Here is a 21,922-nt window from a genome sequence, read left to right as displayed (position 1 = left end):
AGTTGGTGAATTACTTATGCCTTATCCCATCCTTGACATTGAAGTGACACAGCCCCTCCCAAATCTGAAAATTTCTGAGGAGGATACAGGAATTGCCTTAGTTTTGCGGCGCAAAGATAAAGCTGTTGGTTTGATCATGCAGCCTCTTGCTCCAAATAGCGTCCTTTCTCCTGAAGATTTAGCTAAAATGATTGAACGGGAGGTCGGCATTAAGTTACTTCAGGAAGCGATTAGAGAAGAGCTAACTCCTGCCCAAAATGGCGATCGCTTTCCGTCGCTGACAGTAGCAATTTGTACGAAAGATCGGCCGGAAAACCTGGCGCGGTGCCTGCAACATTTACTAAAGTTGCAAACACCTATTGCGGGTGAAAAGCTTTACTTTGAAGTGTTAGTAATTGATAATGCACCTTCTGATGAAAGAACGAAGGAATTGGTAGATTCTCTACCAGGAGTTCGCTATGCCAGGGAACAAAAACCCGGTTTAGACTTCGCTCGCAATCGCGCCCTGCAGGAAGCAACTGGCGAACTATTAGCCTTTCTTGACGATGATGTCACGCCCGATCGCCAATGGCTGAACGGCTTGATGGAAGCTTGGGCAGAAAATCCTGATGCTGGAGGTTTTACAGGGTTAGTTCTGCCTTATGAGTTAGTGACTGAAGCCCAAATTTTATTTGAAAGCAGGGGAGGCTTTCGACGCGGCTTTGAGAAAATTCGCTACGGTCAAATCTTGCCGTATAATCCTTTATACCCCTGTGGAGCTGGCATATTTGGAGCTGGTTGCAATATGGCATTTCGTCGAGATGTTTTACTGAAATTAGGGGGATTTGATGATGCACTCGATACAGGTGCGCCCCTCCCCGGGGGTGGCGATTTAGATATTTTTTATCGAGTTGTTCGCGCTGGCTATCTCCTCGTCTATGAGCCTCGCTATCTGGTGTTTCACCAACACCGCCGGGAATATGAAAAATTGCGCCACCAGTATTGGACGTGGGGTTTAGGTTTTATGGCTTTTGTCGTAAAATCTTATCAGACCGATCCGAGCCAACGCTCGAAATTGTGCTGGCTCGTCGGCTGGTGGTTTGCCGATCAGTTAAATCAGTTGCAAAAAAGTGTCAGAGGATGCCATGTATTACCTCCAACCATGATTCTAGCCGAGTTGTGGGGTGGTGTAGTGGGGCTGTTTGGGGAATACCCCCGCTCTTTAAAACGCATTGAAAAAATGCGGCAGAAATTTGCCTAAAATAGTAGATTTTATTCAGAAATTTGTTTCACTTTGAGCGCAGGAAACAACAGTTAAATATGAGTAAGCTTCCGCCCATTGATATCGTCATTTGTACTTATAATAATGCTCCCCTTTTAGACAAAGCTCTCTCAGCTCTTTCCCAACAAAAAGTGCCTGCAGAGCTAGATTGGAGGGTTTTAGTAGTTGACAATAATTGCACGGATAACACGCAGGAAGTTGTCGAAAACTATCGTGTGTTGGTGGGAAAAATACCCCAGCTTTCCACAGTATCAGAAACACAGCAAGGATTAACCTATGCCCGCCACTGTGGCGTTCAAAATACAAGGGCTGATTGGATTGCTTTCGTAGATGACGATTGCTTCCTGGCAGAAGATTGGGTGGAGCAAGCTGCTAAATTTGCAGCGGCTCATCCCGACTGCGGCGCTTTTGGCGGTCGAGTGATTTTAGATTGGGAAACTCTACCGCCTAAATATGTATTGAATTATGGGTACTCCTTTGCTCAACAAGAACACGGCCCAAGTCCTCAAAAAAAGTCTTGTTTAGTGGGAGCAGGATTAGTTCTGAATAGAGCAGCCCTCGCTCATACTGGCTGGATCGATAAACCGTTACTTCAGGATCGCATCGGAACCAAGCTCATATCAGGGGGAGATGTGGAAATCGCTTTGCGGATTTACGGAGCAGGATACGGCCTGTGGTACACTCCCGACTGTAAGTTAAGGCACTTTATTCCGGCTAGGCGTACTTCTCAAAAATACTTGATCGACATTAACTATGGTCTAGGAACCTCTCAAGTTTTGGGCGATTCTCTTCTCTGGTCTGGTTCTTATCGAGATTGGCTGTTGAAATTTATTATCGATGCGGTGAAAGCTTCCCAAAATGTCCTGATTCAATCTTTAAGAGCGGCTTTTGGGCGGATGAATCCGGCGGAAGTAGAGATAAACAGGAGTTTTGTACGCGGTAAGTGGGCCGGAATTAGGCGCGTGGTTGGCATGAGCCCAGAAGAACGCAGCTTGCTATTGGGGCGTGCAAAATTAGCCGTTTAGCCAGCTCGTAAATAGATCGATATTTCTTGAGGTAATTTCTGTGAGCAAGCCTTGGAAAGTTCTCAATGTCGAATTGAGCGAAAAGATTCCTGAATTGCCCTTGATTTCCAACTACGCCGGAGTGTATGTAGTGTTTTTGTGGCATAATATCCCCCTTGGGGAACGGGAGATTTTAGAGGATCAGTTGCCAATCTCGGCTTCACAACTAGCGAATCTAGCGGCGCTGGCGATCGCTCCTGCAGTCGGCAGCCACCTCCTAGAGCAAGGTTTTAAAGCGCCTTTGCCAGAAGTTTACAAAAAAAATCGGGCGTGGCACCAGCCCCCTGAGTTTCATGCCCTGACAGCCTTAGAGCAACCCCTTGCCAAGCTGCGGGATCGCTTTTCCCAGACTAGCAGCGCATCTGTTTCTGTCATAATCTGCACTCGAAATCGGCCAGAACAATTGGCGCGATGTTTGCGATCGCTGCAAAATTTATCCCAACCTGCTCATGAGCTCATCGTAATTGATAATGCTCCCAGTTCAGACGCTACCCGCCAACTGGTGGCCGAGATCCCTGGAGTCAAATATGTATTAGAACCTCGCCCTGGTTTAAGCGTCGCCCGCAATACTGGCATCCCCCACAGTACAGGCGACATTATTGCCTTTACCGATGATGATGTGATCGTTCACCCTGACTGGGTGGCCAGGATTGCACAAAGCTTCAGCGAACCCAAGGTCATCGCTGTAACCGGCCTGATCCTGCCAGCAGAACTCGAAACAGAAGCCCAATTAATTTTCCAAAAAGGTGAGAGTGGCTTTGGTTGGGGATACCGATCTCTGACTTTTGACCCTGAATTTTTTAAGGATACGAAACACCTAGGCGTTCCCGTTTGGCGCATTGGCGCAGGAGCAAATATGGCTTTTCGGCGTGAAGCTTTTGAGTTACTAGGAGACTTTGACGAACGCTTAGGTGCAGGGGCATCTGGGTGCAGTGAAGATTCAGAGTTATGGTACAGAGTGCTGGCGGAAGGGTGGATTTGCTACTACGATCCCACGCCTGTTGTTTATCACTATCACCGGGACGATCTCGATAGCTTGAAACATCAGATGTACCAATATATGCAGGGCCACATCGTCGCCCTTTTGATTCAGTTTGAGCGTTACAAGCACTGGGGGAACTTGCTTCGTTTATTCATCATTTTACCTCTCTACTATGTAAAACGATTTTTAATCGGCATTTTGACCGGATTTAAAGGGATTAATAGAACGCTATTGACAGAGGTATTAGGTTGCTTTGCAGGAGTCAGCTTTTACCTCAAAAATCGTGTAAATAAGGATCAATAGTTTTTCCAATTAAAGGGAGATTATGGCAACAGTTGTTGAAACCAAGAAATCTGAAACGCATAAAGAAAAGCTGGGCAATTTCTTAGCCCGCAACCCTTTCGGTCAGCCCTTGACCCTGGGATTTTTTTACAGAGAAAAGATGCGGGCAATTCACCGCATTTCCCCAGACCTGCCCTTTAAAGAAATTTTAGAAGTAGGAGGAGGTCAAGGAGGCTTAACGTCTTTACTTTATCCGCAAGCGCAAATTACTAACATTGACCTCGATCCTAAATATGCAAATGTTCCTTGCAACCAGCAGGAAAAAGTACGCTTCATCTGTGGCGACGCGACCAATTTACCGTTTGAAAATGAGTCCTTTGATGCAGTGACGATGTTCGACGTTCTCGAACACATTCCCGACCACCAAAAAGCGGTATCAGAAGCGCTGCGCGTGCTTAAACCAAAGGGATTTTTATTAGTTAGCAGCCCCAATGAGAATTGGCAGTTTCCTTATTACGGCGTGATGAAACCGATCTGCCCGCCTGAAGCAGAGGTGATGGCAGAATGGGGCCACGTTCGGCGCGGCTATACGATCGATCGACTGACGGATTTAATCGGTTTGCCTTACCAGAGTTCTGCTACTTTTATCAATCCCCTGACAGTAGTTTGCCATGATTTTGCCTTCTCTCGCTTGCCCCGCCTCATGCGCCTATTATTCTGTACTGCCCTGAGTCCTGTAACGTGGACGAGCTATTGGCGGCACAAACCTGATTCCCTGGGAACGGAAACAGCATCAGCTTGGCAGAAGCCATAAAATTTATGAATGTCCAACCAGAACCAACGATCGCCCTCCTGCACTGGGGCGATTTAATCGAAGATTTTTTAGATACCATCGGGGTTTCCTTTGAAGCTTTTTGCAACGAAATGACGGGGGGCTGGATGTTTGGCTACATTGAGGCGCTGCGACGGGCAGGGGTGCGGACAGTGTTATTCTGCATCTCTGGTAGCGTAACAGAACCCGTGTACTACACCCACAAACAGACAGGAGCAACAATCTGCACCCTGCCGGCACCTCAACTCTACCAAGCTGTCCGCCGCCAGATGGTTAACCCTCAAGGATGGACGGTTCAGGATATGTTTGGGGAGGTTCGAGGCCTCCGCCGTCTGATGTTGGCAGGGGTGAAAAGCGTTACTCCTTACCTGGCTACACCGCTGGGGTTGCTGGCGGGAGAACTGCGACGCGAAAACTGCCAAACGATTCTCTGCCAAGAATACGAGTACCCGCGCTTCGACGCTTGTACTTGGTTGGGGTGGCGGATGGGGCTGCCTGTTTTTGCGACATTTCAGGGGGGCGATTTTCAGGTTAGTCCTTGGGAAGGCTTGTCGCGCCCGATCGCCCTCAAAGCGAGCGCGGGTTTAATTATTGCTTCGCAAACCGAGGTACAGCGCGTGCAAAGTCGCTATGGCGTGCCTCCTGCCAAGATTGCCCGCATTTTTAACCCGCTGGATTTGGAACTGTGGCAACCAATGAACCGCGCTGAAGCTCGGCAACTGCTGGGTTTTCCCAGTGACGCTGAAATTGTCGCCTGTCACGGGCGGATTGAGATTCGCCGCAAGGGGTTAGATATTTTGCTGGAAGCTTGGGAACGGATCTGCCGCGATCGCCCAAACCGAGATTTGCGGCTATTGCTGGTGGGGACTGGTAGCGACGCGGAGGAATTGAGCCGGCGAATCGCTCAGATGCAGCTTTCGGGCATTGTTTGGGTGAATGAATATGTGCGCGATCGCGCTTTGATGCGACAGTACCTCTCGGCGGCTGACGTTTATACTTTGCCTTCTCGGCATGAGGGGTTTCCGGTTGCACCGCTGGAGGCGATGGCTTGCGGGTTGCCCGTTGTGGCTGCTGACGCGCCTGGAGTGCCTGATATTTTCGAGAGGGGCGAAGCTGACGGTGGGATCGTTGTGCCCCGTGAGGATGCAACCGCTTTGGCAGGGGGGATCGGTCGGGTTTTAGACGATCGGGCGTGGGGGCGGGATTTGGGCAAGCGCGCTCGCATTCGGGTGGAAACTCATTTTTCTCTGGAGGCGATCGGTGTGCAACTGCGACAGTTTTTGGGCGATCGCTCTTTAGCACACAATTCCGCCGATCAGACTCGCAGCACTGGGAATGCTTGAAAAATCCCAGCCATAAAATTTTATCTCCGCCTAATTTTTCTGGCTTTTTTGTCACTTTTTGTGCAAATTATCGGAAACATAAGAAAGTTAACTTGACGGATTTTTTTAATAGATTCATTTTTTCTATTAAACAACTTATTCTCGGATGGTGAAAGAATGTCTAGGAACTAAACAGAATCAGGTTTTCTACCCGTCAACCCTGTTGATAAAAGCGAAGTTTATTACAAGCTAACTTCATTAACTATTGCACGTATTCAAAATATTGTTCCAGATAATTTACGCACTGTCACTGACTTAAAATTTATCGTACGGATATTCCAGTTACACAAAAGACGGGAGACACGCAGCTAACTTATCGGGGCGATTGTAAGTCGGAAGAATAATTTAAAATATAGTTTTAGCTTTGTTGATGATTAGGGCTGACACACTCCGAACAAAGAAACCGGGGTTTTTAACCGAAATAGAGGGTTCTAAGCAAGTATTTGGGTTGAAAAACCCGGTTTCTAAACACCCGTTAGTAAGTCCTAATTATAACTGATATATTTTAATTCTTTAAGCGATATAACACCGACTCAGTATTAAAATCTTTTCCGAAAACTCGTTGCAGCGGGCCCTCGGCACTTGTCAGCCAAGATAGAGCTTTTTTGGTAGCTGCGTCTTTCTCAGTCAGGGGTCCGAATCCCACAGTCCTAATTTTATTTTGTCGGAGTTTGTCGCTCCATGCAGAAAGTCGATCGGCTCTAAACGGCACATATAAAACTTGTCTGTCCAAGTTTTTTCCATAAAAAAGGTAGCTGCGCGAACTTAAAAAGAATCCTATTCTTTCATCGGGTACTGTATTTATATCAATATATTCGTAAATACCGCGATACAGTTCGGTGCGTGCAAAATCTCGCTTTTCCCTGCAATTACCAATTACTATCAATCCTATACAGACACCAATTATCACTATGTAACCTGATTTTACTTTTGTTGGAAATAGATGATCCAGCCATCCTAAGCCAGGATTTTTTTTCAACAATATCAAAGCCAGTGTCATTGACACAAGGTAAAATATGGGATATTTTAATATATATTGCCAACTGGGAGCTAAAATTTTCCAGATACTATTAATAGCTTCTACTGGATTAGACTTAAAATTGTCAATCAACAAACTCCCCCAAACAATACTATCTCCGGTAAAAGAAGCATTTTTAATATAATCAAAACTTGTGCTGCTAATAATTCCGCAAAAACCACTAAAGAAAACCACTACCAGAACAACTAGATTTTGAGTTTTTAAGAGAGTTGCTGTAGCTGCTGCGGCGATGCCGAGTACGCTTAAAAATGGAAATCCGTATCTGAGGTTAAAACCGAGTATAGGGCTGAGTTTACCGATCGACTCTCCAACAGTACCGGAGGTGTAAGGTGTAATTAGATACAAAATTCCTGTGCTGGCGAGAAGTATAATTAAAATAATATTATTTTGATTAATTATTCTGGTTTTACCCTGGATAAAAGCCAGAGGCGCTGCCAATACCTGAAAGGCGATCGCCAGAAATGGCAGTTGCAATCTAATGAGGATTTGCAAGCCGAGAGTTTGCCAGTGGGAAATATTGCTGGGATTAAATTGAGCTGCTAAAGTGCTTTGCCAAATCTTTAAAAGTGGCGAAGCGGGCGGCGCAGGTAGGGTAGGTGTTAGCTGCTGTACCGGCGGTGTTGTCTGCGGTACGGGAGATGGTAAGGAATAAGGCTGTAAGGGAACTTTAATATCGCCAGCCTCGCCGACAGGATAATTGATGTGCAGCAAGTTTCTCGCATACCAAAAACCTCCTAAAAACAAGCAACAAGCTATGCCGCACAGCAAGACTGGTTTGAGAGATCGGCGAATTCTCAAATGAGCTGGTGTGGATTTTTTATTAACCGCGAATCTTTTAAGTTCTAATATTGCTAATCCTACTAAAAGTGAGGCAGCATAAACTATTCCCGTGATTTTTATGCCGGCTAGCATTCCTGCGGCTGCCAAAAATAGGGATAGTTCGGATTGCGCTCTGCTGCTATGATACGAGAAACCCAGATACAAACCCACTGTAAATATTGCAGCTAGCGGTAAGTCTGGGTGAATGGTATTAACTTGGTTGAGTACCATCGGTACTGTCAATACTAAAGATGCTGCTGCCATAGCGTGAATTCGGGTGGCTCCAAATTTTACGCTCAATAGATAAACGGCAATTCCCTCAAGTACCCAGGCAATTAGCAGGGGAAAAGCTGTGAGAAAATCTTCTTTGAATGGGATTAAGCATAAAACAGATAAAACGTGCCAATTGTAGGGATATACTTTAGCTTGCTCTTGTTCAAAAATCCAATTTCCGGCGGCATCTAATAATGTAAATGAATGGGTTTGATACCATCGGGCGATCGCAGGCAGGTGGAACCACAATGAGTCATAATTGGTTGTAGGTTTGGTTGCTAGAGTGTCCCACAGCGCAAATCCTGCAACAGCGGCGGCAACAATAATTAGCCATTCTGCTTTGTCCAGAGGTTGCTTGAGTTGGGGAATCTGCCACTGCGAGAAGGTAAAATTTCTGTGGTTTTTGGCATAAATTAGGATTAAGCCGATCGCACAAATCAGAATTTCTACTATAATGACCGCAGAAATATTTAGTCGATCGGCACTTCCTAAAATCAAGCCGATACAAACTTGTGCAATACTCCATCCCGTCAGGAGTACGAGAAGAAAATGGGGAAATGAATAGTTACTGTTTTCCTTCTGATTCTCGAAGGCAAGAGACAAGCTTAAGGGAACCGGCCCGACTACAATAATTAGAAATAAAATTAATTCCCACAAATGCTGCGCAATTAGCATAAGCTGCAAGTTACCCTTTTAATCGGTTTTTCCTCGTTACCAGGCTTTTTCTGGTAACGAGAAATCCATCAGATCTGATATCAACAAATCTTGCACCCTGCTCAACAACAGGTTAGGAGTGCCCGTTCTACAAAATATCAATTTTTTTGGTGGGCGGGCAATAGCCCGCCCACCAAAAAAATTAATCCAGCCAATCCCCAATTTTTACCTGCTAGCTTGCTTCTGAGTTTTGGGTTTGACTGCTTCGGCATCTTTGGGCTTAGAAGTGTCAGCTTTTAACAGTTCCGGGAATGGCGGCTGGAGGTTGTGAACTTCGATGTCCATTCCCAGCGGCAGAGGTGGAAGCTGTGGCAGATCGTTTTCCAAATCCTTGAGTGAGTTAGCGGTTTGTATTTCCACCATTTTCGGCATTTGCGGTACTTTGGCGGTTTCCAAAGTGCCCATCATTTTTGCCAGAGCGAATTCTAGCTGAGAACCAGGGTCGATCGCCACCCAACCCTGGTCAGTCATTTGCCGAACCTCGAAGTGCAGGTGAGGCCCTGTAGACATTCCTGTACTGCCGACGCGGCCGATCGTCTCTCCCTGTTTGACCCACTCTCCCGGTTTCACAAACAGTTCCGAAAGGTGGCCGTAGAGAGTTTCCTGAGACTTTTTGTTGTGGTTGAGAACCACCGTCAAACCGTAACCGCCCAACCAATCGGCGATCGCCACTTGACCTGCATAGGCGGCCAGTACCGGCGTTCCCAGCGGGGCCCCCAAGTCAGTTCCAGTGTGAAACCTGCCGTAGCCCATAACCGGATGAGTCCGCCACCCAAACGGCGAAGTAATTGCCGAAGCAATAGATAGCGGAAACAGCAAGCTTTTGTTGCCATTTCCGGGCAGGCCTGCGGGACGAGGCGTGAGATTGTAGTAAGCAAAACCGGTATTGCTGCCGCTGCTGACACTAACCGCACCGACTTGAACCGGCCCGAGTCCCATGCTGGGTGCTGGAGGGCCGCCGCCGTAAGATGCAGATCCAGCATAATATCCAGCGTCTGCTGAGTATCCAGCGTCTGCTGAGTAGCCGATGTTTGCCGAGTATCCAGCGTCTGCGGAGTATCCAGCGTCTGCGGAGTACCCAGCGCCTGCTGAGTAGCGGGGGGGTGCGTAAGCAGATTCCGGCGGGTTTGAACCCCCCCAAACCTGGCTGCCTATTTGTTGAACGGCTTGACCGATTTTACTGACAGGATTCCCGCTACTATTTCCGGCCACAGTTTCCCGAACATTGTCTGGAATGCTTTCTGGCAGATTTCGAGGAGGAGGGGCTGCAATATAGCCGTCGTCTGCGATCGGAGTTTCCGGGCTGTAGTTGGGTTCTCCGGCATCTGCCGTCACCGGCTCGGAAACAGGAGGAGGCGCACACAAACCGCCAACTCCTTCGCAGCCGCTCGATCGTTCTGCAAACTCTATTCTTGTTGGCGCTTCGTACTCTTGGTACTCGCTGGTAGCGCCAACGCTGTAGTCTGTTTGGTCAATTTCAGCGTGGGCTGGGTTAACTGGCGCTTCAAAAGGCGGCTCCTGGGCCGTCGCTTCTGGCAGGGGAATCAGCGCGGGCTCTGGTAGATAATATTGGGTGGGAGGTGGTTCGCTGGCGTACTCCGGCTCGGACGGCGGTTGGGCATCGAAAGGCTCGGACGGCGGAACTTCTGCCTGCGGTTCAGGGTATGGTTCTGGCTCTACTTGGCTGTATTCGGGTTCCGGGGGCGGGACAGGAGCTTCAAATAATGGCTGGAGCTCTGCTGCGCCTGGGACGGCTTGTTCTGCTGGCGGAGTTTCGGCTTGGGCCCACACTATGCCTTTGCTGAGCAGTCCCAGACTGGCAAGGCAACCCAGTCCCACCAGCAGTGAGCGCTCGGACAAAAGGCGCGATCGAGTCCGGGCGCCTGTAGGGTTCTTTTTTTGCTGTTTGGTGTTCAAATGGGCTGTTATTTGCTTGTCTGGAACTGGTTTCACGATTTTTTTCCCAACTCAACAGGGGGTAAAAGGAGATCGAAGTCAGGATCGAATGTATTGCAATCCTTGTCTTTATACAGCCCTAAATGATTTTACCGGGCTTGAGGCAATTTTTTTGGCGCATCGAATAAGTCGAATGCCGCTGGGTAGAGTCGCGATGGATACCCTGGTGTTCTCGAGCCTGATTGCACTGACAACTCGTCTCTGACGGTCACACTGATGATAGCGCTTTGGCGTTCGTATATGTTAATTAGTTACCGAAATTTTGCTCTCGGGTCATGCAAAATTTTGGTGGAGTCCGCCGGAGTTAACCGCCGAGGAACCGCGATTTTTTGATTAAAGCCGATCGTCGATTTAAACTTAGTCGGCAAAATTGTTGATTGTTTAGAATACAAGGCAAATGATTCGCTTGGGTAAGGATAGGTTTCATGACTGTAGCTGGCGATCTCTTGACAAATGTTTCTGACTCTGAGTGCGCCGGACAACCAGACGGTATCAGTTGGGAGTGGCAGAGTTCTGAAGGCTTGCCCTATCTGACTTGCACCTTGCTTTCCCGCTGGTCTCACGGCTTTTTTACGCGCGATTTCTCGTCGCAGGGGCCGATCGATCTGACGGAAGTTCTGCAACCTGGAGCTCAGGTTTACCGACTCCAACAGGTACACGGCAATGCGGTACTCAAAACCAGTCAGTTGCTCCCTGTTGTGGCTCCGGGCCCGTCCACCGCTGCCCGAAACTATGCTGAGGCTGATGGCTTGGTGGCCGAGGGAGAATTGGAGGCGCTGTGGGTTTGCTCGGCCGACTGCGTGCCGGTGCTGATTGCTGACGAACGCACGGGACTGGTTGCGGCAGTTCACGCGGGTTGGCGCGGGACTGCTGCTAAGATATTACCAGAGGCGATCGCTCAACTTGTGGCACAAGGCAGTCAACTAGAAAGTCTGAAGATTGCTATGGGGCCGGCGATCGCTGGAGAGGTTTACCAGGTATCTGTGGAAGTAGCAGCGGAACTGGGAGCCACCATTGCTCCTAAGAGTGGCGTTAGTGCGACAGCCGACGGCATTCTAGAGTTTTTGCACCAACTGCCGGAAACGCCTGTCTTGGCCGATCCAGAACCGGGAAAGGTACGCTTGGATGTTCGCCTCTGCAATGCTCTGCAATTGCAGCAGTTGGGAATCGAGCTTTCTCAAGTGGCGATCGCTCCTTTCTGTACTTATTCTGACTCGGCTCGCTTTTTTTCCTACCGCCGCGATCGACTTAAAAAAGTCCAGTGGTCGGGAATTGTGAGCGCCGGCGGGACAAGTTCCTTCTGAGGGCATTTGGCAGAAGGTAAAATTTTAGACGGCAAAGATAAAAATAAAAATCTTTGGATTCATTATTTTGTATTTCCCAATGCCAAATGCCTTCTATCTTCTACCTTCCTAAGGTTTGCTGGTTCCTGTTTTAAAGCACTAAAAACTAGCAGCAAAACTTTTGGGAAAGCGGCAGAGCCCCCGCCCCGCTTTCCTCTCTTGTTAAGATTGCTCTATAACGAGAGTCTTCAGCGGGTTATTACAATGAGTGAGCCAACTCCCTATCAACTGCTTGAAGTCGATGAAGATGCTTCCTTTGATGAAGTGCAAGAGGCCCGCACGCGCCTAGCTGAGCAGTACAGTGGTGACAAGAAACGTTTGGAATCGATCGAAGCAGCCTACGACGCGATCCTCATGGATCGCCTGCGGCAGCGACAGGAAGGTAAAATTAAAGTGCCCGAACGCATCCGCTTTCCCGAGCGGCTGACTCCCCCACCCGCAAGCTTTACTCCCTCTCCTCCTAGTGGCAGCCCAGCTTGGTTGCAGCGCCTAATCGATACTCCTAGTCGATCGGACATTTTGTGGCCGGCTGGGGTGTATGTGGGGTTAGGCGGACTGAGTATTTATCCGGCGGCTAATGATGCTTTACTACAGTTGACTCTGGCTCTTGGGGTCGGCTCTTGTCTTTATTTTGTTAATCGCAAGGAACAAAAATTTGGTCGGGCCGTGCTGCTGACTGTGGCTGGCTTGGTTATAGGCTTGCTGCTGGGAGGCGTTGTGGGATCTTTTGTCAGTCCGGCATTTATAACAACAGAGAAATTTATCGCTTTGTTTACGTTTTTAATTCTGTGGCTGGTCAGCGGTTTTCTGCGATAGTCAAGAGTCATTAGTCAGCAGTTATTAGTCAGCAGTCATTAGTCATTAGTCAGCAGTCAGCAGCCAACAACTAATAACTGTGAAATGCCAGACCTCGGACAAATAATATCAGCTAACAATTAATAACTCATAACTAATGACTAATGACTAATGACTAATGACTAATGACTAATGACTAATGACTAATGACTAATTTTGGCGACTTAAAATAATCTCAAATGCTTCACTCAAATTGTTAGCAATTAAATCCGGTTGGTGCATTTCTAGTTGGGTGCGATCGCGAATTCCGCACAAAACACCAATTACCTTAACACCGTGCGTTTTTGCTGCTATAATATCTGCCTCCGTATCGCCAACCATCCAAATGTCAGAAGCCGGCGGCAGTTCGGCGAGAGCTCTTGCCATCAGCAGGGGCTTATCTTTGACATCCCCGGTTTTGACGTAATCGTTGGGGAGGCAATAACGGCGGTTTTCAGGGAAAAATTGCCCTAAATTGCAGCGGTTGAAAGCTTCGTCTAGTTCCCTGACGCGGCGCATGGTCATCACCGCTAAGTCTACTCCAGCGCGCTGCACCTTTTCGAGGGTTTCCAGAGCGCTGGGAGCTGGTCGATCGTAAATCATGTAGGGTAGGGTGTGGACGGTTTGACGGCGTTTCTGGGCAAAATCGCGGGCTTGGGCTGCGTCTAATCCTGAGAGGATGGCGATTTCGGTTTCGGGAACCCGCGCGCGCTTCATGTCCCAAAACTCCGCTTTGAGGAGTTCGCACACTGGTTGGCCCGAACGCTTAGTCTCGGCGAGACACTGCTGGTAAACTCGGTAGTAGCGATCGGACACGTCCATGATCGGGCCATCAAAGTCGGTAATAAGTCTCAGCATTTAGCAGAATATTTTTAAGCTTTTATACAAATTGTTCGATATTATAATATCACTTAAAGGTAACAGTTTATTGACAAAAATTGACACAAATACCCAGGGGAGGTAAGGTCTATAGGAATGGTGCTAATTAAAGGAAACATTTGAATTAAACTGTGCCGCTCCTCAACTTTAGTGGTTGTAACCCATATCGGGAAATTTAAAATTAAGATGTGCGGCACAAATAGTGCAAACCGCTACGTATTGTTCATAAATCTCAACCTCAAGTGAGACTGATTTTGACTGCGCTTTCTCAAAAATAAAGTTGGTAAAATTAATATTTTGCCCATTTTAAAAATAAGCAAAAAACTGTTGGGAGAATCCAAAGTGCACTGTTTCCATAAATTAGCCAGCGGTAGCAGGTGGTGGCATCCGCCAGGATGAAAATTCCCATGAGAAATAGCAGCCAAAAAACAACTAACTTTACCTGCTAACCTTGGATAGTGATGCTCTACAATAACGAAATACTTCCAACATTAACTCTAGAGAGCAGCCTGAGAAATATTAATATTCTTCTTTATAAGCTGTTATCCTTACGCAGGATGGAATACATCGCAGTGGATCGGGAACTTAAGATTAAAGAAATATCTTTGAAAGTGCAAGATTTTAGCTACATTCATGAGGAAGTAGCCGAAGGAAGAGACGTGCGCGATAGCTTTCCTGAACTGATTGGAATTGAAGGAATCCTTGAAGGCATTATTGAAGAACGAGAGCAAGACTTTCAGTTAAAATCAATTACCAGAGTTCTCAAAGATGGATCTTATTTGTATCTAAATTTGTACATCTTTGGCTATAAGGGAGAAGCCAATGCTGACAGATTGATTATTTTATGCGAAGATGTGACAGATAGCATTGTAGCTCAGCAAAACATGGTTCAGGCTGCCAACGAAAACAGTATTAAAGTCGATTACTTAGCTGCGACTGGAGATTATATTGACAAAATTATTAATTCCCTAGGCGATGTTTTGTTAGTAACAGCACCATCGGGAAAAATCAAAAAAGTGAATCAAGCTGCACAGCAATTATTTGGATATACAGAAGCGGAATTTATCGGCAAATCCATATCCATGATTACGACGGACGAAGAATTGTTGCGCAAAATCAGCCAGCTACCTCCTGCACTTAAAAGCGAATATTGGCCTCAAGTAAAAGTAGCTTGCCAAACGAAAATAGGTTTAAAGCTGATTGTCGCGTTTTCATGCTCTACTTTCAATACAAGCATAGGAAGCAAGTATCCAGATAGCGAGGTTATACAAGATTTTGTTTATATCGGCAAAGACATTACCAAGCAAGAGCGCATAAAAAATTGTCAAGAAGCACAGTATGCTGTTACTCATATCCTGTCAGAATCAAGTTCTCTAGATAGCGCAACTCCGAGAATTTTGCAAGGTATTTGCCAAAGTTTTGGGTGGGATATTGGCGAACTGTGGACGCCCGCAGAGGGGGAGAAAGAAACTAGATTGGGTGCGACAATAAAATCCGAAAAACAGTCACTTTGGTGTCTGCCACTTTGCAGTCCGATCGAGGAAACTCCTTGTTGGCGGCGGGTGGCAGTTTGGCAGGCAGCGGAAGAAGTTAGCGAGTTTGCCGAAAACGACCCGCAGATTACTTTTGCTCCGGGTGAGGGTTTGCCGGGAGCGGTTTCCAGGAGCGGTTCTCCGCAGTGGATTACTGATATTGCGGGCGATCGCTATTTCGTGCGATCGGGCTTGGCCGAGGAAGCGGGACTGCGATCGGGATTCGGTTTTCCCATTCACGCTAGGGGCCAAGTTGTAGGAGTAATGACTTTTTTTTGTCGGGAAGAACTGCCACCGGATCAAGAGTTACTTCAGATAATAGGTGGTTTAGGTTCTCAATTAGGCGAGTTTGTTAAGCGCAAATTTGCGGAGCAAGAATTGCAAAAAGCTGAAGCTTCAATCCGATTTTTGTACGAACAAGAAAAACGGCAAAGTGAAGAATTAGCTCGGCAAAATTTAGCTTTAGAACAAGCCAAATTAAAATTAGAAGCAGCTAACATGGAATTGCAGCGCCTCGCTTCGATGGACGGATTGACTCAAATTCCCAACCGTCGCTGTTTTGACCAAAAATTGGAGTTAGAATGGCAGTGCATGGAGCGAGAAAAAGAGTCGCTGTCTTTAATTTTGTGCGATATCGATTTTTTCAAACTTTACAACGATCGTTACGGGCATCAACGAGGCGACGAATGTTTAAAACAAGTGGCGCAGATTTTAGCTAGCAACGCTCAGCGGGCGGGAGATTTAGCCGCCCGCTACGGCGGCGAAGAATTTGCGGTAATTTTGTCGCGAACTGATGTGAAAGGAGCAATGCGGGTAGCTGAATCAATTCGCAGCGATTTGAAAGCTGCGGCAATTTTTCACGCTGCTTCCAAGGTAAGTAAGTTTATAACTCTCAGTATCGGGATCGCTAGTGCTGTGCCTTCTGCTAGTTTATCGATTGAGGGGTTAATTGGACAGGCCGATCGAGCGCTTTATCGAGCTAAACTAGAAGGGCGCGATCGTATAGTTTGCCTAGACTTGAAAAGAGAATTTCAGGGCGGGAAAGGAGTATTTTCTGATGATTGTGAGAGAAGCTAAAATCGCTGACGCACCTGCAATCGCACGGGTTAATCTAGATACTTGGCGGACAGCTTACCGGGAAATTGTACCCGCAGATTACCTCGCACAGTTATCCTATGAAAAAGGAGAAAGCCGTTGGCAAGAAATCCTCGTCAAGGCAGAAAAAAGTGAAGATTTTGTGTGTGTAGCTGAGAATGACGAGGGAAAAATTGTGGGTTTTGCTGCGGGTGGTCGCGAGCGAACGGGCAAATATGTTTATCAAGGAGAATTATTTGCCATCTATATTTTGGAGGAATATCAGCGTCAAGGAATCGGACAGCAACTTGTGAGAACAGTTGCAACAAAATTGGCAGAATTCACTTTGAATTCGATGCTGGTTTGGGTACTGGCAGACAATTCAGCTTGCAGGTTTTATGAATTTTTAGGAGGTGAAAAAGTGGAGGAACAACAGACAAGCAGAGCAGGAATTGCACTCAAAGAAATTGCCTACGGTTGGAGGGATATCGCAGTGCTGATTAACACGCCCGCCTGACGTAAAAAGTGGAAATTTTATCAATCATTTATCAAACTTCCCCTCTTCATTTGTTCCCGTTCAATTGCCTCAAACAAAGCTCGAAAATTCCCTGCCCCAAAACCTCCCGCTTGCACCTGTTTGCCGTTAACTAAAGTAACTCGGCGCTCAATCATCTCGAAAAAGAAAGTCGGTTCTGCAAAAATTGGCTGGGTAAAGATTTGCAGCAGCATCGCTGCGGGAGTATCTTCTTGCCAATCTGCCAAAACTTCAGAAGCTGCAATTGATTGCCAATCTGAGGGCAAATAGTTTTGCCGCTGCTGCAATTCCGAGTAGTATGTTGGAGGAACAGGCAGAAAAGGCAAACCGCGCGATCGCAAATCGGCAACAACCCCCACAATATTATCAGTTTGCAAAGCCATGTGCTGAATTCCCGGCCCCCGATTTGCACTCAAAAACTCTTGAATTTGAGAATTAGTTGATGCCGGTTCATTAATCGGGAATTGCACCCCACCTTCAGCGTGCACCATAACTTGGCTCCGCAAAGCCGATTTCTGAGTCTGAATGTCAAAATTTTGCTGGGGTTGAAAACCTAATATTTTTTGATACCAACTAACAGCACTTGACAAATCGCCAGATTCAACATTTAACACTACGTGGTCAATCAAGGTAAACAGGGACAGCTTACCCGAAGCCGATAGCTGTGAATGACCACCAATTCGCTCAACGAGCGTGTGGCTTAAATCTCCCCAGCCAGCAATTTTTGCCCGCTTAAAATAGCCTCCTTGGTTTAGGCCTTCTTGAATCGGTTCGAGGATATTAGCGCCTTCGGCAGCCGCTCTAGCTACCGCTAATTCGATATTTTTTACCCGAAAACCCACATCGCCAATCCCGGGAGGATGAAACTTCAACCAACTAGCAGCGGGACTAGCGGAAGTTAGGGGCGAAGATAAAACAAAACATACATTGCCGCTGGTGACAACTTCAGTTTGAGTGTGGCTGTTGGCATAACCTGCTGTTGATTGAAAGCCTAAGCGGCTGACAAACCAGTCGCGGGATATTTTAGCATTTTCAACGTAAAAGTGAATGCGATCGAACTCCATAATCAATAATTGAAAATGGAGACTGAAAAATGGAAAATCAGCCGATTTTCAGTGCGAAACTGCAAGGAAGGAACTGAGGAAAGGATATTTTTCATGTATTTTTAGTGCGCGCGCTTAATAATAACGTAAAAATTTAATATCCTAAATCCCCCTGAAGGCAGAAATAGGTCGGCAATTAAAAGAAACCCGGTGTCTGCGATAACTTGGATTCGGCCGCGAGGTCTGCCTCAAGCGGTCAGGTGTACCCATAAGCACCCTAGATATAGAGGTTACGGGCAAGTTCTCAAACTTAAAGATGTCATAATTTTTTTGCCTTTGAGCTTTGGCTGCCGAATCCCAAATGCCTTCAAATCACTCCTCAATCGCTAAAAGAACAAATGACTTTCCGGCTGAATATTAATCTCCATCGGCACAGCTTGCGGGTCAGCCGAAAGAGCAAACATAATCGCATTTGCGGCAGTTTCGGTACTCAGCATTTTTGACCGGTCTACCTTTAAACTCACATTATCCCAAAACGGAGAATCCACCCCGCCAAAATAGAATAGCGTAAACTTAATGCCGTAGCGTCGCAGCTCATCTGCCATGCACTTGCTGAAACCAACTACCCCAAACTTTGAAGCGCAATAAGCCGTTCCCATCGCCATTGAATGCTTGCCCAAAATCCCGATGACATTGCAAATGTGGCCGGATTTGCGCTCTTTCATCACATTCGCCGCTGCTTGAGACGTGTAAAAACTGCCTTTCAAGTTCAAGTCAAGCATTGCATCTAAATCAGCGGGTTCTAACTTGTTCCACTGCTTGAGAATTCCGGCACCGGCGGCGTTTACGAGGGCATCAATTTGTCCGAAATGCCCCGCAGCTTTGTGCATCAGCGTCTCGACTTGCGGCAAATCGGTGATATCTGTGGGTACGCACATTACCTCTGTTGCTGAAAGTTCGCTAGCTAAAGCGTCTAATTTGCTGCTGTCTCTGGCGGCTAGCACTAGCCTCGCACCCGCATCAGCGAGTTTGCGGGCTACCGCTGAACCGATGCCGCCAGTCGCACCCACCACAACCACAACTTTGTCGTGCATATCCCTTTACATTTCTTTACGTCCAGTTTGTATGATAGCTCAAGTTGCTAGTAATGGGGATGCTTATATATTTTAAGTTTTAATTAATTGAGAGAAACTTGCCAGCCTTTTTCACCTTTTTTTAGCTGGAGAGAAGCGCAGGATTGCAAAAATTTAGTAAACTTTCTACCGAGATTAAAATCTTTAATTATTTGGGTAATTTGTTTGCCGTATTGTCTGTGAAATTCGCTGCCTACATTAGAGAGAAATACATAATTTTTAGGAGAGTTGTCGGTTAAGTCGCCAACTATTTTGACAAGAGCTCTTTCCAAGTCTTCCAGAGAATTAATATCTGTCAAACTTGCAGGTGCTGCCTGGTAATTATTCTGAATTTCTTGGCTAAGTATTGGCTGTGGGGGCGACAGTCTGACTTCAAAAAGAGTCACATAAGTTTGAGAATTTTCTGAGGGTTTGTGGAGGACAAAATCGGTGGGATATTTAAGAAAGATATCCCGGGTTTTAGTACCGAGCGAATGATGGGCAACAACTTGATTTAGGACTAAGCCGTAATTTTCCCTAAATAAAGCTGAAACAGTAGAAAGTTTTATCCACTGAGTTGAGGTGCGTTTTTGCTCTTTTTTGATTAATTCTTTAAGCTGGATAACTAATTGTTCTAGGGGTGTAATTTCCGGTATAGTTACGAGGGAATGGGTTTCCACTTGTCCGGTTTTGCTGTTTAAAACTATAATTTTATCTATTTGTTTGCGGACTTGAAATACTGTTAATCCGTGGGCTTGCAGTGTATTGCTGAGGTGAGTGAGGGCTCGATCGGACGAACAGACAAAAATCTCTTTGGCTGTGGGATAATGTACGAAAATCGATGCGCCGACTGTAGCCATTTTTAAGTCGGCGCTGTCTTTGCCGGGGGGGACGTGAATTAGTTGATACCCGCGCTGGTGAAATTCGGCATCTTTCTTGCCCATGCTGCGCCAGTTGGCAAAGGCAACTTTGATTTGGATGGGATAGTGGCAAATTCCCTCTAGGAATTTTTCGGTTTCGATGGTGAGTTGCAAGTTTTCGACATCTAACAGCAATATAGCAATGCCGACAGGAAGCGGGGCTGGTTGATTGGCTGTTGGAGTTGGAGGTTCTGAGGAAACTGAGTTTTGTGATTTAGCTGGTGCTGTTTGAGATTGGGCTAGCTGCTGAATTTTGGCAGATAATTTGCTGAATTGAGGTGAATTAACGAATTCTGGAACCAGCAGAATTTGTAAGTATTTTTTCGCAGTTAGCAGCAGGGAATCTGTATCGCCGGCTACTCGGAAACTTTTTGTCAATTTTCCAATCAAAACAGACTGAAAATCAGGTTTAGCCCAGGGGGTTTTCCTGTATTTTTCAGCTATCCATTCGGGATGCTGTTCCTGAATGGTAATTAGTGTTTGAGCGATATAGCGACTGATGGCGCTGAATGCGAGAGATTCTTGAGTCGCAAGCTCGGGAGTTCGATCGGGCATGGCCCTCTACAATGCGGGATGCTGTTTCAATTTATCACAATTCTACTTTCTCGCTGGGAGTCGGACGATCGCCCGCCAAATTAAACCGGCGGCAATTAATGCCAATCCTGTCAGCCAAATTTGCCTCTCCACCCAAAAAGCCAGAAACAGACAATTCCCCAAACCCACCCAAGCCACCCACTGCGGATAAAGCCTTTCGGCGGGGGAAAGTTGCAGCGCGGCGAGGTTGGTGATAGCGTAATATATCAAAACGCTAAAAGCACTGAACGACCAAGTGGTTTTGACATCGCCGACGAGGATTAAAAGTGCGATCGTAACTTCGACAACCACCACAGCCACGTAGGGAGTTGTCCCCGAAGGATTCAGCCGCGCCAAGACTCTCGGCATATCCAAGCGCCGCCCCATCGCCAGCCAGATGCGCGACAGCCCTAAAATTAAGTTCAGCAAGACTCCCAACATAGCGGTAATTGCGCCGACGGCTAGCAGTTGAGAAACTCCTGGAATTCGGAAACTGCGGGCGATGACTTCCAAAGGTGCAGCCGTACCGCCTATTTGTAAAGACAATTTATCGGCTCCCCCCGCACCCGCGACAACTACTGCTACCCCGACGTAAAGCAGCATTGTCAGTACCAAAGTGAAAATTATGGCTTTGGGAATGGTTTCCCTCGGTTCCCGCACTTCCTCGCTCATTGTGGTGATGCGGGCGTAACCGCTATAAGCGACAAACATCAGGGCGGTAGCCTGGAAGATGGAGCCGATCGAGCTATCATTCTGTACGGTGGCCATTTCCCACCTTACCTCTGGCAAACCGACAGCAACAAACACCGCTAAGGATAAAAGTGTAACTGAGACTATGGCAGTATTGGCGATATTCGATCGCCTAATTCCCGTCAATACAATTAAAGTGATGGCGGCGACGGCGACTAAAGCTGTTAGGATCAGGTAAGTGCGATCGGCGACACCAACTGCATTTAAAAAATACCCCGCAAAACCTAAAGCAGCAGTAGCCGCAGAAGCCGTTTTCGCCACCAGAAACATCCAGCCGGCAGTGAAACCCAGCCAAGGATTGAGATATTTGTAGCCATATTCATAAGTACCGCCGCTAACAGGATGATTTGCCGCTAATTGAGCGCTGCTAAGGCCATTGCAAACAGCCACTAAAGCCGCAATACCGACAGCCAAAATCACTCCCGGTCCGGCAACTTCCGTCGCAATGCCGATACTCACAAATACTCCGGTACCGAGGATTGAGCCCAGGCCCATGAGAGTTGCGCCGAAAACACCTAACTCTCGCTTAAGAAGTGGTGAAGACATAACTGTAGCAAGCAAGATGCGTGAACAAAAATATTTGTCTGTTGTGGAACAGGCATCTTGCCTGTTCTGAAGACATAACTATAGCACAATACGGTTCAGTTAAGGCTTAAATGATGGTAAATTACGTATTGTGTCCAAAAAGGGAGAGCAAGTACGGTGCATCTTAAAGAATTCTCA

The 21,922-nt window shown here is 46.9% G+C and carries 16 protein-coding genes; 9 read left to right on the top strand and 7 right to left on the bottom strand.

Annotated features, from left to right (window positions below; translation table 11 throughout):
- Positions 1-16: 16 nt before the first annotated feature.
- The 5 genes from E5S67_RS04445 to E5S67_RS04425 are packed head-to-tail and all read left to right on the top strand — an operon-like array spanning position 17 to position 5,764.
- Positions 17-1,240, top strand: a complete 1,224-nt coding sequence (locus E5S67_RS04445; RefSeq protein ID WP_172185858.1) for a glycosyltransferase family 2 protein — start codon at positions 17-19, stop codon at positions 1,238-1,240.
- A 59-nt stretch (positions 1,241-1,299) separates the two neighbouring features.
- Entirely contained in the window at positions 1,300-2,286 is a 987-nt protein-coding gene (locus E5S67_RS04440; protein ID WP_172185857.1) for a glycosyltransferase, read from the top strand.
- A gap of 40 nt (positions 2,287-2,326) precedes the next feature.
- Entirely contained in the window at positions 2,327-3,610 is a 1,284-nt protein-coding gene (locus tag E5S67_RS04435) for a glycosyltransferase (RefSeq protein ID WP_172185856.1), read from the top strand.
- 22 nt (positions 3,611-3,632) lie between these two features.
- Complete coding sequence (locus tag E5S67_RS04430; RefSeq protein ID WP_172185855.1) at positions 3,633-4,403, top strand: class I SAM-dependent methyltransferase; 771 nt, start codon at positions 3,633-3,635, stop codon at positions 4,401-4,403.
- Positions 4,404-4,408: 5 nt separating this feature from the next.
- A complete protein-coding gene (locus E5S67_RS04425) occupies positions 4,409-5,764 on the top strand; it encodes a glycosyltransferase family 4 protein (protein WP_172185854.1) in 1,356 nt (451 codons plus the stop codon).
- Positions 5,765-6,308: 544 nt separating this feature from the next.
- Here E5S67_RS04425 and E5S67_RS04420 read toward each other — a convergent pair.
- Together E5S67_RS04420 and E5S67_RS04415 are read right to left on the bottom strand one after the other, a co-directional pair.
- A complete protein-coding gene (locus tag E5S67_RS04420; protein WP_172185853.1) occupies positions 6,309-8,609 on the bottom strand; it encodes a hypothetical protein in 2,301 nt (766 codons plus the stop codon).
- A 204-nt stretch (positions 8,610-8,813) separates the two neighbouring features.
- A complete protein-coding gene (locus tag E5S67_RS04415) occupies positions 8,814-10,601 on the bottom strand; it encodes a M23 family metallopeptidase (protein ID WP_339382706.1) in 1,788 nt (595 codons plus the stop codon).
- A 428-nt stretch (positions 10,602-11,029) separates the two neighbouring features.
- On the opposite strand from E5S67_RS04415, the gene pgeF reads away from it, so the two are divergent.
- Both pgeF and E5S67_RS04405 read left to right on the top strand, forming a co-directional pair.
- Positions 11,030-11,908, top strand: coding sequence for a peptidoglycan editing factor PgeF (gene pgeF / locus E5S67_RS04410; protein ID WP_172185852.1), 879 nt, complete (start codon positions 11,030-11,032; stop codon positions 11,906-11,908).
- 243 nt (positions 11,909-12,151) lie between these two features.
- Positions 12,152-12,763, top strand: coding sequence for a CPP1-like family protein (locus E5S67_RS04405; protein WP_172185851.1), 612 nt, complete (start codon positions 12,152-12,154; stop codon positions 12,761-12,763).
- A gap of 189 nt (positions 12,764-12,952) precedes the next feature.
- On the opposite strand, the gene E5S67_RS04400 is transcribed toward E5S67_RS04405, so the two are convergent.
- A complete protein-coding gene (locus E5S67_RS04400; RefSeq protein ID WP_172185850.1) occupies positions 12,953-13,639 on the bottom strand; it encodes an HAD family hydrolase in 687 nt (228 codons plus the stop codon).
- A gap of 578 nt (positions 13,640-14,217) precedes the next feature.
- Between E5S67_RS04400 and E5S67_RS04395 the strand changes: the two genes are divergently transcribed.
- Positions 14,218-16,269 carry a diguanylate cyclase gene (locus E5S67_RS04395; protein WP_246276625.1) on the top strand — a complete coding sequence of 684 codons (2,052 nt, stop codon included), beginning with the start codon at positions 14,218-14,220 and terminating at the stop codon, positions 16,267-16,269.
- The gene (locus tag E5S67_RS04390) at positions 16,250-16,783 is read left to right on the top strand and encodes a GNAT family N-acetyltransferase (RefSeq protein WP_172185848.1); all 534 of its coding nucleotides are present in this window, start codon (positions 16,250-16,252) and stop codon (positions 16,781-16,783) included. Before E5S67_RS04395 ends, E5S67_RS04390 begins: the two co-directional genes overlap by 20 nt.
- Before the next feature lie 20 nt (positions 16,784-16,803).
- Here E5S67_RS04390 and hppD read toward each other — a convergent pair whose 3' ends face one another.
- The 4 genes from hppD to E5S67_RS04370 all read right to left on the bottom strand — a co-directional run bounded on the left by hppD (position 16,804) and on the right by E5S67_RS04370 (position 21,745).
- On the bottom strand, positions 16,804-17,865 hold the full coding sequence (gene hppD / locus E5S67_RS04385) for a 4-hydroxyphenylpyruvate dioxygenase (protein ID WP_172185847.1): 1,062 nt from the start codon (positions 17,863-17,865) through the stop codon (positions 16,804-16,806).
- A 365-nt stretch (positions 17,866-18,230) separates the two neighbouring features.
- Entirely contained in the window at positions 18,231-18,938 is a 708-nt protein-coding gene (locus E5S67_RS04380; RefSeq protein ID WP_172185846.1) for an SDR family oxidoreductase, read from the bottom strand.
- Between the two features lie 83 nt (positions 18,939-19,021).
- On the bottom strand, positions 19,022-20,431 hold the full coding sequence (locus E5S67_RS04375; RefSeq protein WP_172185845.1) for a PIN domain-containing protein: 1,410 nt from the start codon (positions 20,429-20,431) through the stop codon (positions 19,022-19,024).
- A 42-nt stretch (positions 20,432-20,473) separates the two neighbouring features.
- A complete protein-coding gene (locus tag E5S67_RS04370) occupies positions 20,474-21,745 on the bottom strand; it encodes an APC family permease (RefSeq protein ID WP_172185844.1) in 1,272 nt (423 codons plus the stop codon).
- Between the last annotated feature and the right edge of the window lie 177 nt (positions 21,746-21,922).

This window comes from Microcoleus asticus IPMA8, assembly GCF_013179805.1.
Taxonomy (GTDB): domain Bacteria; phylum Cyanobacteriota; class Cyanobacteriia; order Cyanobacteriales; family Microcoleaceae; genus Microcoleus; species Microcoleus asticus.
The sequence above is the reverse complement of the archived record's forward strand: the minus strand, read 5'-3'. Positions and strand labels throughout refer to the sequence as shown.